Raw genomic sequence first — 15703 nt, 5'->3', positions numbered from 1 at the left:
ATAGGTTTATCCGGTTTATTCGATTTTTTCCGGTAGTTAACTGCCTGAAAAATTGAAAAAACAGCCTCCTGCCTTTTAAACAGCCACATTAAAATCTCTTAAAGCATCATTCAGTGAAGTTTTTTTATCAGTACTCTCTTTGCGTTTACCGATAATAAGAGCACATGAAACATGATAGCTTCCGGCCGGAAATTGTTTGGTATAAGCCCCCGGAATCACTACGGACGCAGGAGGTACATACCCCCTGTATTCTACAGGCTCATTGCCGCTGACATCTATGATTTTGGTAGATTGAGTAATAACTACATTGGCACCGAGGACAGCTTCGGCTCCTATCCTCACCCCTTCTACGACAATACACCGCGATCCGATAAAACAGTTGTCTTCAATAATGACCGGACTAGCCTGAACGGGTTCCAGTACCCCTCCAATTCCAACTCCCCCACTCAAGTGCACATTTTTCCCAACCTGCGCACAACTGCCTACCGTTGCCCAGGTATCAACCATAGTTCCACTGTCAACATAAGCACCGATATTGACAAAAGATGGCATCATGATGACCCCTCTTGCTACATAAGCACCGTATCTTGCAATGGCATGAGGCACTACCCTTACCCCAAGTTGCTCGTAATTTTGCTTGAGCGGAATTTTATCGTAAAACTCCAGCTCTCCCGCACGCATTGTTTGCATTTGAGCAATGGGAAAATATAAAATCACTGCTTTCTTCACCCATTCGTTAACACTCCATTGCCCAAACTCATCGGGTTGAGCCACTCTGAGCTCCCCTTTATCTAAAGCTGCAATCACATGTTTGATGGCTGCCTGTGTTTCAGGTTGTTGTAATAAAGTTCTGTCTGTCCATGCCTGTTCTATCAGTTGTTGCATTGCAATAAAATTAGTTTGATGTTAGTAAAATGATAATGATGAAAGCACTGCTTCCTGTTAACATAGCCTGTATATTTTACCCGGATAAGGACGAACCAAACCCTTAAATTCGAGCGAAATTAAAGCAGCAGCAGTCATCCCCGGGCTGAGTTGAGTCTGTGCCCACAGATTTTCGAGATGCAGTTCGTTGTTGTCGGCCTTTTTTAGTGTATTGACAATCAGTTCTTCATCAGGTTCCAGTTCTACAAACATTTGCTTTTGCGTTGATTCTGCTTTTTGAGAAGAATCTGGCCACATCATGTTGTCGGTGATGTCTTTGGCATATTCAACTAAATTAGCCAGATTTTTTTTAACCAGATAATTACATCCACTTGAAAATAAATCGGTAGTCCTGCCCGGAAAAGCAAAAACGCTTCGATTATATGAGTTGGCAATTTGGGCTGTGATCATGCTGCCGCCGGTTTGTCTTGTTTCCACAACAACAGTAGCATCAGAAATCCCTGCAATGATGCGGTTTCTGTTTGGGAAATTGACTTTATCAGGTTTAGTTTTACTTATATATTCGGTAATCAGTCCGCCATTTTCCAACATAGCACTTGCCAGCTTTTGATGCGCAGGCGGGTAAATACGATCCAATCCATGGGCTAAAACGCCCAGGGTCGGTACCTGATGTTGCAAACAAGCCTGATGCGCTGCATGGTCTATTCCATATGCCAACCCACTAACAACAACAACCTGATGACCGGCTAATTCCTCAATCAGTCTGTTGCATATTTTTTTACCGTAATCGGTAGCTTTGCGAGTTCCGACTATACTAATTATCCGATCCTGGTTTAGGTTGGCATTGCCTTTATAATACAACATAATTGGGGCATCCTGAATGGACTTTAACCGATACGGATAATCCTTATCTAAATAAAACATCGGACGGATTCCATGTTTTTGAATAAATTCAATTTCCTTTTCGGCTTTTTTCAGGGCTTCTTTGAAGTCGGTAATTGAACTGGCAATTTTCTCACCTATATTGGGAATTTTCAACAACTTGGATTTGGGCATTTTAAAAATCTCATTCACCCCTCCGCAATAGCTTATCAATGTTTTCGCAGTATAACTACCTACTTTGGGTATTAGTGTCAGTGCAATTTGATAAATTAGGTTGTCAGGTAACAAGGCAGTCAGTTAAGCTGTTGAAGATATATTTATTTGGACAAAGGTAAATCAATTTGTTTTTATTTAAGGTTCTTCTTTTCTCAGTCTGACAGTGTTATTACAGGTGTCTGTATTACAGAGCAGCCATTCATCCTGTTTAGGTAAAAATTAACCCCGCTATTGGCCAATTCCTTTTATTTTTGAACTAAAAATCAATTTTATGAGAGAGGTTTATGTGATTTCAGATTTACATATAGGAGGCGAACCTGCAGGCTCAAACGAGCTAAGAGGGTTTCAAATCAACACCCATACCCATCAGCTTGCAAATTTTATTAACCTGCTTGCCAGAAAATCAGATAAGTCTGTTGAGTTGGTCATCAATGGCGATCTGGTTGATTTCTTGGCCGAAACACCCTGGACGGCTTTTGAAAAGCATTTGCCCAATGTCTTAATCAAATTGAACAACATTTTCAGACGGGAGGCTCATGTGTTTAATGCACTAAAAACATTCCTTCAAAACTCAAAACATCGTTTGACTCTGCTATTGGGCAATCATGATATTGAACTGTCTTTGCCCCCCGTAAGAGCGATTTTGGAAAAAACGATAGGGGCAACATCTGCCAATTTCAGATTTTTATTTGATGGCGAAGCCTACTCCATCGGAAACGAAGTTTTAATTGAACATGGCAATCGCTACGATTCATGGAACAGTGTGGACGACAATCGTCTCCGGCAGTTTCGTGAAAAAATGTCGCGAAATGAAAAAGCAGATAGTTTTATTGCACCCAAAGGCAGCGAATTGGTTGAAAAAATTATGAACCCCATGAAGGTGAAATATCCTTTTGTTGATATGCTCAAACCGGAAACCGGAGCGGCTATTCCTATTCTACTGGCATTAGAGCCTCAAATCAGAAGTAAAATAGACAATTTGTTGCGCATCTACCTGAGCGACATGATCCCTGAAGGCTTGGGAATTCGCACTATCTCAACCGGAAGTAAAGGCAGCGAGTCTGTGGAGGAAAATCTGGTGAACAAAGAAATGGAAAAACTATTTAGTGATGCCGAATTACAAGAATTTTTAACCGCTACCGATGCCCTTCCTAACCCGGCCGAAGAAGCCGAAATATCAAGTGTTGACGGAACCACAGAAAAGACCCGCAGTTTTAGGTTGGTTCATAGCCTTTGGCAACTGTTGACTGCAAATAACAGACAAGCACTATACAAAAGGCTGCCTGCGCTACTCACTGCTTTAAAATCGCTTCAAAGCCCTAAAACTTTTGACCTGGATACCGAAACCTTTCCTGAATATTTACAAGCCGCTACTCAATTGTCTGAAAATGGGTTTAAGTATATTATTTTCGGACATACTCATCTTGCCAGAAGAATTAACCTGCCCAATGGGGGGGTCTATATTAACTCGGGTACCTGGGCAGATTTAATGAAGTTCCCAACAAACATTTTAGACCACCCCGACAAACATTATGCCTTAGAACAATTAGAAAGATTTATCGAAGAAATTACCGGTAAAGATTTAATCAAACACATCATTTTTAAGCCTACCTGCGTTTACATTGCTTTGGACGAACAAGAACACGTAACGGACATACACTTACAAACTTATGATGAACAGGCTATGCAACTCCGTTGGCTTGCCTGACCTAATTTGTTTTCTTAATTTTATGCAAAAACAATAATTATGAAACAAACAGTATTTTATATATGCGTCTTGTTTTCATCAGCAGTCTTTGCTCAAAATCTGCCTGATACCGATATCTTTCTGATACAGCTTAGCAAATCCATAAAGGGAAAAATAACTGTTTCCGGTCAACCGGAAAATCTGACAAACAGGAAGGGGTATGACAATCAACCCTGCTTTTTACCGGATGGAAAAGGATTGCTTTATACTGCTGCTGATGAAAGCGAAAAAACTGATATTTTTCGTATTTACTTTGACAAACAACCTCCACAAAACTTGACAAACACCCCAACTACTTCGGAATATTCACCTATTCCCTTAGAGGAGCATCAGGCATTTACAGTAGTCAGAGTTGAAGAAGATGCAAAAACCCAACGCCTTTGGCAGTTTCCATTATCGGGCAAAGGGGATGCAGTATATTATCAGCCTCATCTCACTCAGGTTGGTTACTACACACAAGCGCGTCAAAATGGAAAACTGGTTATGTTTATGGTTACTGACCCACCCACCCTTCAAACAGCTACTTTGACCGACACCTCCGGTTTTATTGCAGCAGTCAATATCGGGCGTTGTGTGGCGGCTATTCCGGGCAAATCGGATGCGGTAAGTTTTTTGCATAAACTCAACGACAACCAATGGCTGATAAAACGCCTTAAACCCGGAAACCTCGATACTAAAACCATCATTCAAGCCTTGCCCGGTTCAGAAGATTACGCTTGGCTGCCCGACGAAAACCTGTTGATGGCTAAAGACAGTCGTCTTTATTGGTTGCCAAAAGATGGGCAGGAATGGATTCAGATTGCCGATTTTACAAAGGACGGAATCAAAAACATCACCCGCTTGGCTGTGAGTGCAGATGGGAAAAAGCTGGCAATTGTGGCTACGGTGCATCCATAAACCTGCTCATAAAACCAAAAAGTATTTTTTTTGAACTTTATCAGACAAATAACCGGTAACAACACGGTCTTACTGGAAAACATGAGAAGTATTTGTGCTTTCGTTTTGATATGGGGATGCTTCCCTTCGGTACTGACAGCACAATCAACCTATCCATTGAAATTGACTTATGCCAATGTAACCGACTCGGTTGTTTTGGTAAAACTCACCGATTCCCAAACATTCTTTTCCAATGCCGAACAATGCCGGAATGTACTCACTGACAGGCTCGACAAGTTGCAAACATACGGTTATCTTGCTGCTTCTTTCGATTCGCTGAAGATAGATTCCCTGTCTGCGAAGGCTACGTTTTATTTGGGCTATCAATATAGCTGGGAAAGCCTTGATGTGAGTCAAATTCCCAAAAACATACTTGCGGCAAGCGGATACCGAAGCAAATCTTTTCAACAACAATCTTTCAACACTAAAGCTATCCTACGTTTACAGGAACGCATGTTGCGTTTTGCCGAAAACAATGGTTATCCTTTTGCGTCTTTGCGGTTATCAGATATTGACATAAAGGATACCGTTTTTAGCGCAAAACTCCAACTTGACCGGGGTAAACTTATCAGCATGGATAGTATTGTGGTATTGGGCGATTCAAAAATCAGCAAGGTCTATTTGCACAATTATTTAGGGATTAAACAAAAAAGCCCCTATAACGAAAGCGCCATAGAACAAATCAGCGGCCGAATTAAAGAACTTCCTTTTTTGCAGGAGGTTTCTCCGCCTAAAGTGATGTTTTTAGATACCAGAGCTAAAGTTAACTTGTTTTTAAAACGGAAAAAAGCCAGCCGTTTTAACCTTGTTTTAGGTGTTTTACCTAAACCGGCAACTTCAGGCCCTACGGGCAATTCCCGGCAGCGATTTGAAATTATCGGAGACGGGCAACTTTATTTGGTAAATGCAATTGGTGCCGGTGAAAAGTTAGAAATTGATTTTAAAAGCTATGTAAACAAACGTCGTGAGCTGAAAGTACATGCTCTGTACCCATATTTACCGCTCATACCCATAGGGGTTGATGCCCGTTTTGAATTGTTTATTGCCGATACGCTGTTTCGGGATGTCAAAACTTTTTTGGGATTACAATACAGCAGCAAAGGGAATAATTTTGTAAAAGCCTTTTTCGACCGGAAAAACTCGGTTTTACTTACGGTTGACAGTATTAAACTTACCGCTCAAAAACGGTTGCCCGAAGTATTGGATGTTAAATTTACCCTTTATGGAGTAGAGTTTAATCAAGAACATCTCGACTACCGGTTCAATCCCCGAAAAGGGTATTTGTTAAATCTGCTTGCGGGTGCCGGATTAAAAAAAGTAATTCCCAACCTTAACATTTTATCGGTTGGCGAAGCTTTAGAAATAGATTTTCAAAGCCAATATGACAGTCTCAACCAAAACCGGATTCAATACCGCCTTCAGGGTAAATTTGATAAATATTGGCCTATCGGCAAACTCAGTGTCATCAAAACCTCTGTTTCTGCTGCCTATTTAGGCAATAAACAGCTACTTCAAAACGAACTTTACCGCATTGGCGGAAACCGCCTCCTTCGGGGGTTTGATGAAGAATCTATCTGGGCCTCGTTATATACTGTAGCCTCTTTAGAATACCGGTTTCTTTTAGGACAAAATGCCAATTTCTTTGCTTTTTTTGATGGTGCTTTTGTTCAGAACCAAAGCCGCAACACCGACACTAAAGATTACCCTTTCGGATTTGGGCTTGGCGCTAATCTCGAAACTAAAGCAGGGGTTTTTGGGCTGATGTATGCGCTTGGAAGGCAACAATCCAACCCCATCAACTTCCGGCAAGGTAAAATCCATTTCGGATATGTTGCTTATTTTTAGGATTTATACTATAACTAAACAAACATCGGCAACCTTACCTTATAATGGGGTAAAGTTGCCGATGTTTCTTTTCTTTTAGGTCAAAAGTCTTACCACTGATAACCGGTTAGCTTATCTGACCGGAAACTGTTAATGCAAAACTGACAGTTTGAGTTGCTGAACCACTCCGTTATCGCCGGTTAGGGTAACCATATACAACCCGTTAGGCAGATGTTTTGCATCTAAGGATAAAGTATAAAGTTCGCCGGCTTCTGCAACGCCGTTAAACAATTGCGCCACTTGTTTGCCGTCAACACTGTGGACTGCTACTTTAGCATTGGCAGTTTGCATCATGCTAAACTCAATGGTAGTGAATTCGTTCACAGGGTTGGGATATGCGGTAATGGCTTCACCATCTGCCAGTTTGCCGCGTCCGCGGGATTCTTTCGGCACCCAGAACCAGCCATAGGTTTCCTCTCCGCTGCAGTCGGTTACCAATACGATATACCAACCGGAGGGCAACCCGCTTAGGTTAGGACTATTTGGTGGAACTCCCAACCAGTTTGCAGGCCCCGACCATGTATAGCTATAGCCCGGGCATGCAGGAGTACCACCTACTACCGTCAAAGCAATTGCGCCGTTGCTCGTACCATTGTCGGCGGTAATCAAGGCTGAGGTGATACTCAAGATGGGGCTTCCGGGGGCGTTGGTAAACACAAGCGTTTCGCCGCAACCCAAAGCGTCGTCTAAGGTTAGCGTCCATACCGCAGTTGCCTGATATGTCACATCAATGGTTGCACCGGGTGAATCGGCTGAGCCGTTATTGTCGGTGTCCACCAAACTATAGATAATAGTATAGCTGGCAAATCCTCCGGTAACTGTAAAGCTCAAATCATAAGGCAGATTTCCGCCGGCCACAATAATTTGGTAAACACTGTAGAACGTACCGCCCGAACCGTCAACTATAATTTCTTCTGAAACAACCTGTAAAGCAGGAGGCTCGGTTATTGTAACGGTTTTTGTACAGAGGCACCCGTTGGCATCGGTAACACTTACTGTATAGGTGCCTGCAACCAATCCGGTGATGTTAGCGCTTGTCGCTCCGTTACTCCAGTTATACGCGTAAGGAGCTACCCCGCCCGAAGCGGTAGCACTCGCAGTGCCGGTTGCCTCGCCATTGCATGCAACGTTGGTAGAAGTAGCATTGCAGTTAAGTGCCGGAGGTTGTGTGATGTTGACAAGCGACACCAAAGAGCAACCCTGAACGTTGGTAATTGTTACGAAATATGCACCTGCTGTCAATCCCGATGCGGTTGCACCGGTTGTGCCGTTGCTCCAGATGTAGGTATGACCTGTTCCGCCAACCGGCAAGGCTGTTGCCGAACCATTGTTTCCGCCAAAACAACTCACGTTGGTAACGTTGAAGGTAACGGTTATTTTAGCAACATTTACGGTAAAGGTGCAGGTGGTGGTTGCACCGGCATGGTCGGTAGCAGTATAAGTAACGGTGGTAATGCCGTTGGGGAATACCGAACCGGGGGTGTGGGTAGAAGTCAGAGTGGGTGTGCCACAACCATCCGGATCAGAAGCAGTAGGCGGAGTCCAGGTTGCCGTGTTGGCACAAGTTACAATGTTTGAAGGGCAGCCGGCTATACTTGGGGGAGTATTGGGGATTTCGGTAACGGTTATTGTTGCCGTTCCGGTAGAAGTGTTCCAACCGTCCATTTGCACATAATAGGTAACTCCGGGGGTTACGCAAACATTGTTGAGTGAAGCAGCCAAACCATTAAAGTCGTCGTTTGCCGCCAACAGGGTAGTACCTCCCGAAGTAACCGCCGCACAAGACGCGGCAGCATAGAGCGCTAACTGATTGTCGTAGCCGGTTGAGGATATGGTAACTTTACCGGATGGAGGTCCGACCAAGGTAAACCAAACGGAGTGACTGACTGTTTGACCGGCGCACCAACCGTTTTGCACATTACAGGCGATGCTTGGCGGAACAGGCTCGCCAAGTTCGGTGGTCGCTCCCACATTGGTATAGGGTGGGTTCACTCCCAACACTAAAGGTATAGCAGAACATACATTGTCGTTGGCAGGCGGAGTACTAAAGAGTACGCCGGTAGTATTGTTGCTGAAACTTCCGCTACAATCTTGACGGACAAAAACGCGGTATTGCGTTCCGGCAGTTAGCCCTACAAGCAGGGCAGGAGAGCCGGCAGAAACGACTACGGTACCGCCTACACCTGCTGCTGCGCCGGTGCCTGGAGTGGTAAAGCTTGCAGCAGGCCCGTATTCTACTATAAATGTTCCGGTGCAGCCTACACAAGTCCAATTGACCTGAGCAGTAGTTGCGGTTACCGGGGATACGGTTACACCTGTAGGTGTAGAGCAGGTTGTACAGGTAGAGTTCAGGGTAAAAGTACCTGTTGCAGTACTAAACCCTGTAATCAATATATAATAGGTGTTGCCGGCCGATGCAGTAAAAGATACTTGTGATTGAAGACCGCAAAAATCGTCGTTTCCAACAACACAGGTGAGTGCTCCGCAAGTACCGGTAAATACCCCTATTTTAGTATCATATCCGCTTCCACAAAGGCTTAGTACTACATCTCCGTTAAATCCGGGTAGTGAGTACCAGATACCCGGGGCAGTGCCGAGTGTTGTTGTACATGTACCAACGGCATCAATAGTAGCACCGACGGTAGTGGCGCTGACAGGTGTTCCGCAAGTAATGGGGATGGCATCTACACATAAATCATTGACCATTAAAGTGGTGAAAGATGTGGGTGCAGAGTTGGCAGTAATTGTACCACTACAGTTTTGTCTGACATATACCTGATAGGCAGTGGAAGCAGTTAATCCGGTAATCAGTTGGGGTGAGGTGGCGGGGTTTATGACCGTACCACCAACGCCGGCAGTTAATCCGGTTCCGGGTGTAAACCCTGTGGGGCCATATTCCAATATAAACGTACCGACACAACCGACACAGTTCCACCCGATAGTTGCTGAAGTGGGGGTTACTAAAGAAGCAACCAATCCCGTTGGCGGTAAACAGGTGGGGGTGTTTGAGCAGGTATAGAGGTGCAAAGTCCATGAGTCGAGGCTGCCTCCGTTAGCGGCAAGGTCATCGCTCACGGTGAGTGTCCATATCCCATTCGGGTCTTCCCCATAAAACGCTCCGAAAGCTTCTTCGGGAACAAGGGTGGGGGCGGTAACTAAGTTGGTATAAGTTCTATCGGTAACGATATTACTGCTCGTGTTGGGAGTGGCCAATGAAGAAAGCCCGCCCGGGTCGGCACTGTCGTCCCAAACTGTGCCGTTAAATACGTTATCTAAGGTTCCTCCGTTGTCAGAGGTAAGAGTCATGACAGTACCGGCGGGTGAAGTAAGCGTAATGTCCAGGTCGGCGCAGCTTGTATGGGTAAGAAAAGTGGTCATATTGATATCGGTCAAACTCGTTCCAACACCTGCAACATTAATGGTGGAGGTAATCACACCCGGCCCGGTGGGGATTGCCTGGGGCGTATTGTTGGTAAAGTTGTTGAGGTCTTGAAAATAGGGAAGCGCTACCCCGGTAATGTCCAATGTCCATGAGTTGATGCTTCCTCCGTCTGCGCCTGCATCATCGTTCAACGTCAAAGTCCATACCCCATTGGGGTCTTGCCCAATAAAGGCAGCCATTGCTTCTTCGGGAACGAGTGTTGGTTCAGGAACCAAATTGGTATAGGTATTGTCAACTACCCAGTTGAACGCGGCATTGGTTGCCGTAGCAAATGGGGCTGTATTGCCAGGGTCGGCATCATCGTCCCAAATGGTGCCATTAAATACATTGTCATTCCCTCCTCCATTATCGGTAGTAATAGTCACAATAGTACCATTGGGTGAGGTAAGAGTCATATCAATATCGCCGCAAAAAGTGTGGGTAATAAATGTGGTCAGGTTCAAATCGGTCAACACGCTTGGAGCACCGGCAACAGTGATGGTAGAGGAAACCTGTGCAATAACCGTTGGAATGGGTACGGGAGTGTTGTTAGTAAAAGAAGCCGTTACAGGGGTTTGCGAGCAGGGGGTAATTGCCGGAGTAGCGTAAACCGCTACATCATCCACAGCGATACCCGTAAAATTAAGTGTCGTATCTGAAACTAATCTGACCTTGAACCGGATGACCTTACCGGCAAAAGCACTGATATCCACATAGAATGTGCCCCATCCTGAAGATAGTGCTAAAGCAGTTGCCGGATTTCCAACTGAAGAAGTTTGAGTAGCACCATACCATTGATATAAGGTTTGAGTCATTAAAGTGCCGCCTACTTCTTCAATAGTAATCACAGCATAGTCGAAAGTGGCCGTTTCTATCTGATGCTTCATTGCCCACGAAACATAGATTGGTGCTGCATTATTGGTCAAGTCAATATCAGGAGATTCCAATAGCGCATTTGCACTTACATTATACGTATTATCTAAGTCTGTTTTCCAACAATTGACCCCGCTATTGGCAGTGGTTATCGGGGCAAAAGCAGGTGTACCCCATTCCCATTCATTTGCAGCACCGGATGAAGTAAATCCACCGTTGTTGGCTTCAAAGTCGGTCGAGAAAACAACAGGGGGCAGCGTAGGTACCGGTTCTTCCAATACGTCTAAAGACCAACCATTTAAGGTGCCGCCATTTGAAGCCAGGTCATCATAGACATATAAAGTCCAGGTGCCCTGTACATTCATTCCCCCAAAATAATCGAGCCAACTGTTATTTTCCGGCATAAATCCCATCCCGCTCACTACAGTATATAGCCCGGCAGGGATGGCATTGAAGTCAGACAAGGCAAAATTTAAATTAGGCTGTGTAGCGGCTCCGATATCATCAAACAGTTTGACCAAATTTCCGTTTGGAGACTGGAGCACCACATCAACGTCGGCCATTAAAGTATGGGTGATGTCCAAGCGCACTTTCAAATCTTTGATGAGTTTGTTGTCAGGTATTGTTAGCGTTGAGGTAACCAATCCGGGACCTGTAGGAATAGCGAGCGGCAACCCGACAGAAGCAGGGTAGTTTACATAACCCGGAGTTGCCGGAAATACAGCAACTGACAAATGATAGGTGCCAAAAGTAGTGCCTCCTGTAGGAAGATTAACCAAGATGGCATAGGTGCCTGCATCTTTTACGGTAAAAAACATGGCTTCGGCATCTGGTCCGGTTTGTCCGGCATCATTTACCACCAAAAACAACGGCGGGGTACCGAACTGGCCTAAACCCAATTGCATATTCCATTCAACATTGTCGCGCTCGGGGTCGTTGTCCAAACTCAAATATACGGTTTCTCCTGCATTCAGAGAAATGGAATACAAATCAATATCGGTTGTACTGCTTGTCGAGCCGCTCATCCATCCGTTTGCCGCTAATACCTGAGGAGTGGCATCATTTGGTTCGGTTTCTGCGGTAGCAGCGCCGCTGACTACGTTCAGGTACAGTTCATAAGGGCGCAATTGGTTTGCAGCCGAAAAGTGTTTCACCCGCAAATAGTATGTGCCGCTTGCAGGAATGGTAGCACCGGCTATAGCACTTGATAATCCGCCAAAAGAGCCGCTGTCGTCGTCAAACTCAATAGAGGTTGTGCCATCGGAAGCAAACAATTCCAACTGACTGTCGGTGCTGCCATTTGATGAAAAGGAAGTCATCGTTGCGGCATGTACACGATCACCGGCGTTGGCCGTAAAAGAAAAATAATCTAAGTCGCCATTAGGGAATATGTATCCCCTGATTTTAACCGGGTTTCCGCTTAAAGGGTTAGCAGTTGCAACAGTGCCATTCGGTTCTGATTCATAGCCCGGAATGTTTTGTGCAGATGCAACAAAACTACTCACTAATAAACAGACTACCAATAAGGTCAGTGAAGTGTAAAGTTTAAGTGTGTTCATAAATTTTAAAGTTTGGGGGAGAATAAATTTTTTTTAACATGGCCGTTTCTTCCGGAAAAAAATTTCCAGTATTGGTCATTGTGGAAAAACCGTCTATTTAACGATTTTGAACAGTTCGGGATGGGCATCAATATAGTCTTTCCGAGCTTGAGGCAGATTGACATAATCGGAGTAAGGAATTTCGGTAATCTGGACAGGAATACCCAATTCAGAAGCAGATTGAGTACTGACCGATTCCTGACTTTCCGCCCAGGCTTTGAAGCCTTCGGGGTCGTTGTTGTACAGGTCTTCTTTGGCTTTTGCATAGTTTGCCGCATCTACCTCGTTATTACCGGTAGGCGTAAAACCCGGCAAGGGCATAGGCTCTTTTTGTTTTTCAACGGATTCGGCAGACATAACCGTGTTCCCTTCCTTTTGGGCTTCTTTTGTTGCCGTTTGGTTGGTATCGGCTGTCTTTTTGCTGCATGAAACAGCCAAAATAAGCAGGATGTACATGATAAAAAAAGGTAGTTTTTTCCTCATACTCAACTATTTTATTGGTGATAACTTTTTAACAGGGAAGTTTAAATTGGCACATCAAAGGCAAAAGGCAAACACCATAAAACAGATGTATTTAACTTTTAAAAAACAAGTAAATTCTCCTGTAATCTGAATGATTGTCGTTATGATTACAATGCAACCGAAAGTTAGGATTTAGTATCAACTTTGCAACCGTTTTGTCAAAAAAATGTTAAAAAATTCTTTTACAGCAAATAAACTGAATTGTAGTTGAATACAGGCAAACAAAAACCGGTGGATCAAATCCAACAAATGGAGTAATCCAGCCTATATTTTATACAAAAACTATTTACCTTTGAGTGATGTAGCACGGCTCAAACAAGTATCTGATTATTCGTGCTTAAAAAAACTAAATCTGTAGGGGATGTTTTTTCGGAAAAATATATTTAATAAGTATAGCGTATTACTGTTGTTTTTTGCACTTCAAGTTAGTTTTTATAGTTCATGTAAAGATGATTGCATTGACCCTGTGGGAGAATGTGGCGTTGATTTACAAATAAACTGGGATTTGTATGCATATAACCCGACACCTTATGATTTGGTAATTCCGCCCACTTTGCCTCAGACAATGCCTATTCCGGCAAACAATCAATTGACCGAAGAGGGCGTACAATTGGGGAGAAAACTGTTTTATGACCCGATTTTATCTGCCGACAGCTCACAATCCTGCGCAAGTTGTCATAATATCGAATACTCGTTTACCGACAATGGCAAACGCTTCAGCACCGGTATTGATTTAGTTGAAGGCAACAGAAATTCGATGGCACTGATTAACCTTGCCTGGACCAACCGTTTGTTTTGGGACGGACGGTCGGGCAGTTTGGAGGAGCAGGCCTTTGAACCGGTCATCAATCCCATCGAAATGCACAATACCTGGGAAAATGCCATTTGCGACTTAATGTCGAGATTAGAATACCGGATAGATTTCTATCAGGCTTTTGGTGTAAAAGAAATTACCTCGACAGAAGTTACCAAAGCCATCGCTCAGTTTGAACGAACCCTCATTAGCGGAGGTTCAAAATTTGATTTGGCAAGCACACCGGGAACCGGCGTGTTCTTTACTGAACAAGAAGACTTAGGCTTCCAGTTATTTTACAGCGAAACCGGAGGCGACTGTTTTCACTGTCATGGAGATGCCGGGCGATTTTTTACCGATAATCTGTTCCACAACAACGGATTAGACAATATCCCCGCCGGTGGTCAGTTTCCGGATAAGGGTTTAGGTGGCGTAACAGGACTGCCTCAGGACAACGGGTTATTCAGAACAACCACGCTGCGAAATACGGCATTAACCGCCCCTTATATGCACGACGGACGTTTTGCTACTCTCGAAGAAGTGCTCGACCATTACAGCGATCATATCAAACCTTCTCCCACCTTAGACATCCTGATGATTACCGATTTCGGCGGCATCGGCAAACAACTCTCTCAGGAACATAAAGATGCACTTATCGCCTTCATTCATACCTTAACAGACACTGCATTTGTCAACAACCCCGCTTTTAAAAACCCGTTTGACTAATCCTGCTGTACTGTTGGCTTTAACAACCCAACCGCTTTTTTTAGTTTAGAACCTGTTGTTTTCAGCTTAATCAACAGACCACTTATCCGGTATCCCTGTTTGGATTAGATTTAATCCGTTTATTTGACTAAAAGGATTGGAATAAACCGGACTTTACTACTGTCTAATCTGAACAGATGGAATTGATGACTCTTCGTACCGATATAGAATTAGTCGAGTTGGCGCGCCACGGAAATCCGCAGGCGTTTAAATTGCTGATACTAAGGCATCAAAAACTCGTGGCTTCAACGGTTATCGGAATGTTGGGCAATACTATTGAAGCCGAAGATGTGGGGCAAGAAACATTTATCAGGTTTTACCGCGCACTCCCAAATTTCAGAGGCGACTCGGCAGTAGGTACTTACCTGACAAGAATTGCCATCAATTTATCCCTTAACGAACTGAAACGAAGGAAAAAACGCTCTTTTTTATCATTTTTTACCACCTCAAACCCCAAAAACAAGAACGACCATGAAATTGAAATGTCTATCCCTGATGAAACAGAAACCCCTGAAAAATACGATTCTAAAGAACTTGTGCAAAAAGCACTGAGTTGTTTAGACCCAAAATTCAGGAGTGTTGTGGTGCTGAGATTGGTCAAGGGCTATTCTTCGCAGGAAACAGCCGATTTGCTTGACCTGCCAATCGGCACAGTTTTATCGAGACTGGCACGGGCACAGGATAAACTCAAACAAATCATTGACCGTCTTCAAAATTAATTCTTAATACCCTCTATCTGTAATAACTATGATAAACTTAGAAAACGACAAATTATACCATCTCCTCCTCCGTTCTCTGGAAGAAGACCTCACATTGGAAGAGCAACAAATCCTGAATACAGCTTTGCAGGAACATGAAGCGCTAAAAAAAGAACAACAACGGTTGATCTCTAACCGGAATTTGCTGGCAGGTCAGGTTTTTGAATTCTCAGATGGGTTTGAAGATCGCGTTATGACTGCTGTTGGCCAAATAGAAGCAGCAAAAGGCAAGGCACGTCCGTTTGACTCCTCATTGGCAGTAGCTTTCAGAAGAGTTGCAGTTTCGGGAGTAGCCGCCATTTTGCTGCTTTTAGCATTGACCTATTACCATCATCAGTCCTTGTCTGTCAATGCTTTGACAGGACTTAGCAATCTCGAAGCCGAAGATCTGAACCTTTACTATTCGATTGAATTGTAAATTAA

Annotated in this window: 10 protein-coding genes; 6 read left to right on the top strand and 4 right to left on the bottom strand. The window is 44.0% G+C overall.

What is annotated here, in order from left to right; all coding sequences use genetic code 11:
- Window positions 1-75 precede the first annotated feature (75 nt).
- On the bottom strand, window positions 76-891 hold the full coding sequence (locus tag IPM47_06905; GenBank protein ID QQS31409.1) for a 2,3,4,5-tetrahydropyridine-2,6-dicarboxylate N-succinyltransferase: 816 nt from the start codon (window positions 889-891) through the stop codon (window positions 76-78).
- A gap of 51 nt (window positions 892-942) precedes the next feature.
- Entirely contained in the window at window positions 943-2055 is a 1113-nt protein-coding gene (dprA, locus tag IPM47_06900) for a DNA-protecting protein DprA (protein QQS30653.1), read from the bottom strand.
- Between the two features lie 199 nt (window positions 2056-2254).
- Here dprA and IPM47_06895 point away from each other — a divergent pair, with 199 nt between their 5' ends.
- The 3 genes from IPM47_06895 to IPM47_06885 are packed head-to-tail and all read left to right on the top strand — an operon-like array spanning window position 2255 to window position 6511.
- Window positions 2255-3691 carry a metallophosphoesterase gene (locus IPM47_06895; protein ID QQS30652.1) on the top strand — a complete coding sequence of 479 codons (1437 nt, stop codon included), beginning with the start codon at window positions 2255-2257 and terminating at the stop codon, window positions 3689-3691.
- Between the two features lie 39 nt (window positions 3692-3730).
- Window positions 3731-4627, top strand: coding sequence for a hypothetical protein (locus tag IPM47_06890; protein QQS30651.1), 897 nt, complete (start codon window positions 3731-3733; stop codon window positions 4625-4627).
- Window positions 4628-4657: 30 nt separating this feature from the next.
- Window positions 4658-6511 (top strand): BamA/TamA family outer membrane protein, encoded by a 1854-nt coding sequence (locus tag IPM47_06885; protein QQS30650.1) that lies wholly within the window; start codon window positions 4658-4660, stop codon window positions 6509-6511.
- Between the two features lie 129 nt (window positions 6512-6640).
- On the opposite strand, the gene IPM47_06880 is transcribed toward IPM47_06885, so the two are convergent.
- Window positions 6641-12403: a proprotein convertase P-domain-containing protein gene (locus IPM47_06880; GenBank protein ID QQS30649.1), complete on the bottom strand. Its 5763-nt coding sequence runs from the start codon at window positions 12401-12403 to the stop codon at window positions 6641-6643.
- Between the two features lie 93 nt (window positions 12404-12496).
- A complete protein-coding gene (locus tag IPM47_06875) occupies window positions 12497-12898 on the bottom strand; it encodes a hypothetical protein (GenBank protein ID QQS30648.1) in 402 nt (133 codons plus the stop codon).
- Window positions 12899-13325: 427 nt separating this feature from the next.
- On the opposite strand from IPM47_06875, the gene IPM47_06870 reads away from it, so the two are divergent.
- The 3 genes from IPM47_06870 to IPM47_06860 all read left to right on the top strand — a co-directional run bounded on the left by IPM47_06870 (window position 13326) and on the right by IPM47_06860 (window position 15698).
- Window positions 13326-14483 (top strand): cytochrome-c peroxidase, encoded by a 1158-nt coding sequence (locus IPM47_06870; protein QQS30647.1) that lies wholly within the window; start codon window positions 13326-13328, stop codon window positions 14481-14483.
- 176 nt (window positions 14484-14659) lie between these two features.
- On the top strand, window positions 14660-15241 hold the full coding sequence (locus IPM47_06865; protein QQS30646.1) for a sigma-70 family RNA polymerase sigma factor: 582 nt from the start codon (window positions 14660-14662) through the stop codon (window positions 15239-15241).
- A 28-nt stretch (window positions 15242-15269) separates the two neighbouring features.
- Entirely contained in the window at window positions 15270-15698 is a 429-nt protein-coding gene (locus IPM47_06860; protein QQS30645.1) for a hypothetical protein, read from the top strand.
- Window positions 15699-15703 lie beyond the last annotated feature (5 nt).

This window comes from Sphingobacteriales bacterium (genome assembly GCA_016700115.1).
GTDB lineage: Bacteria > Bacteroidota > Bacteroidia > Chitinophagales > UBA2359 > UBA2359.
Note: the sequence above shows the minus strand (reverse complement) of the source record. Positions and strands in the feature narration are given on the sequence as shown.

What these genes read in the sequence shown, in the direction of transcription:
- IPM47_06895 (QQS30652.1), top strand. Translation starts at nt 2,255, where the DNA reads ATGAGAGAGGTTTATGTGATTTCAGATTTACATATAGGAGGCGAACCT.
- IPM47_06890 (QQS30651.1), top strand. Translation starts at nt 3,731, where the DNA reads ATGAAACAAACAGTATTTTATATATGCGTCTTGTTTTCATCAGCAGTC.
- IPM47_06880 (QQS30649.1), bottom strand. Translation starts at nt 12,403, where the DNA reads ATGAACACACTTAAACTTTACACTTCACTGACCTTATTGGTAGTCTGT.
- IPM47_06875 (QQS30648.1), bottom strand. Translation starts at nt 12,898, where the DNA reads ATGTACATCCTGCTTATTTTGGCTGTTTCATGCAGCAAAAAGACAGCC.
- IPM47_06870 (QQS30647.1), top strand. Translation starts at nt 13,326, where the DNA reads ATGTTTTTTCGGAAAAATATATTTAATAAGTATAGCGTATTACTGTTG.
- IPM47_06865 (QQS30646.1), top strand. Translation starts at nt 14,660, where the DNA reads ATGGAATTGATGACTCTTCGTACCGATATAGAATTAGTCGAGTTGGCG.
- IPM47_06860 (QQS30645.1), top strand. Translation starts at nt 15,270, where the DNA reads ATGATAAACTTAGAAAACGACAAATTATACCATCTCCTCCTCCGTTCT.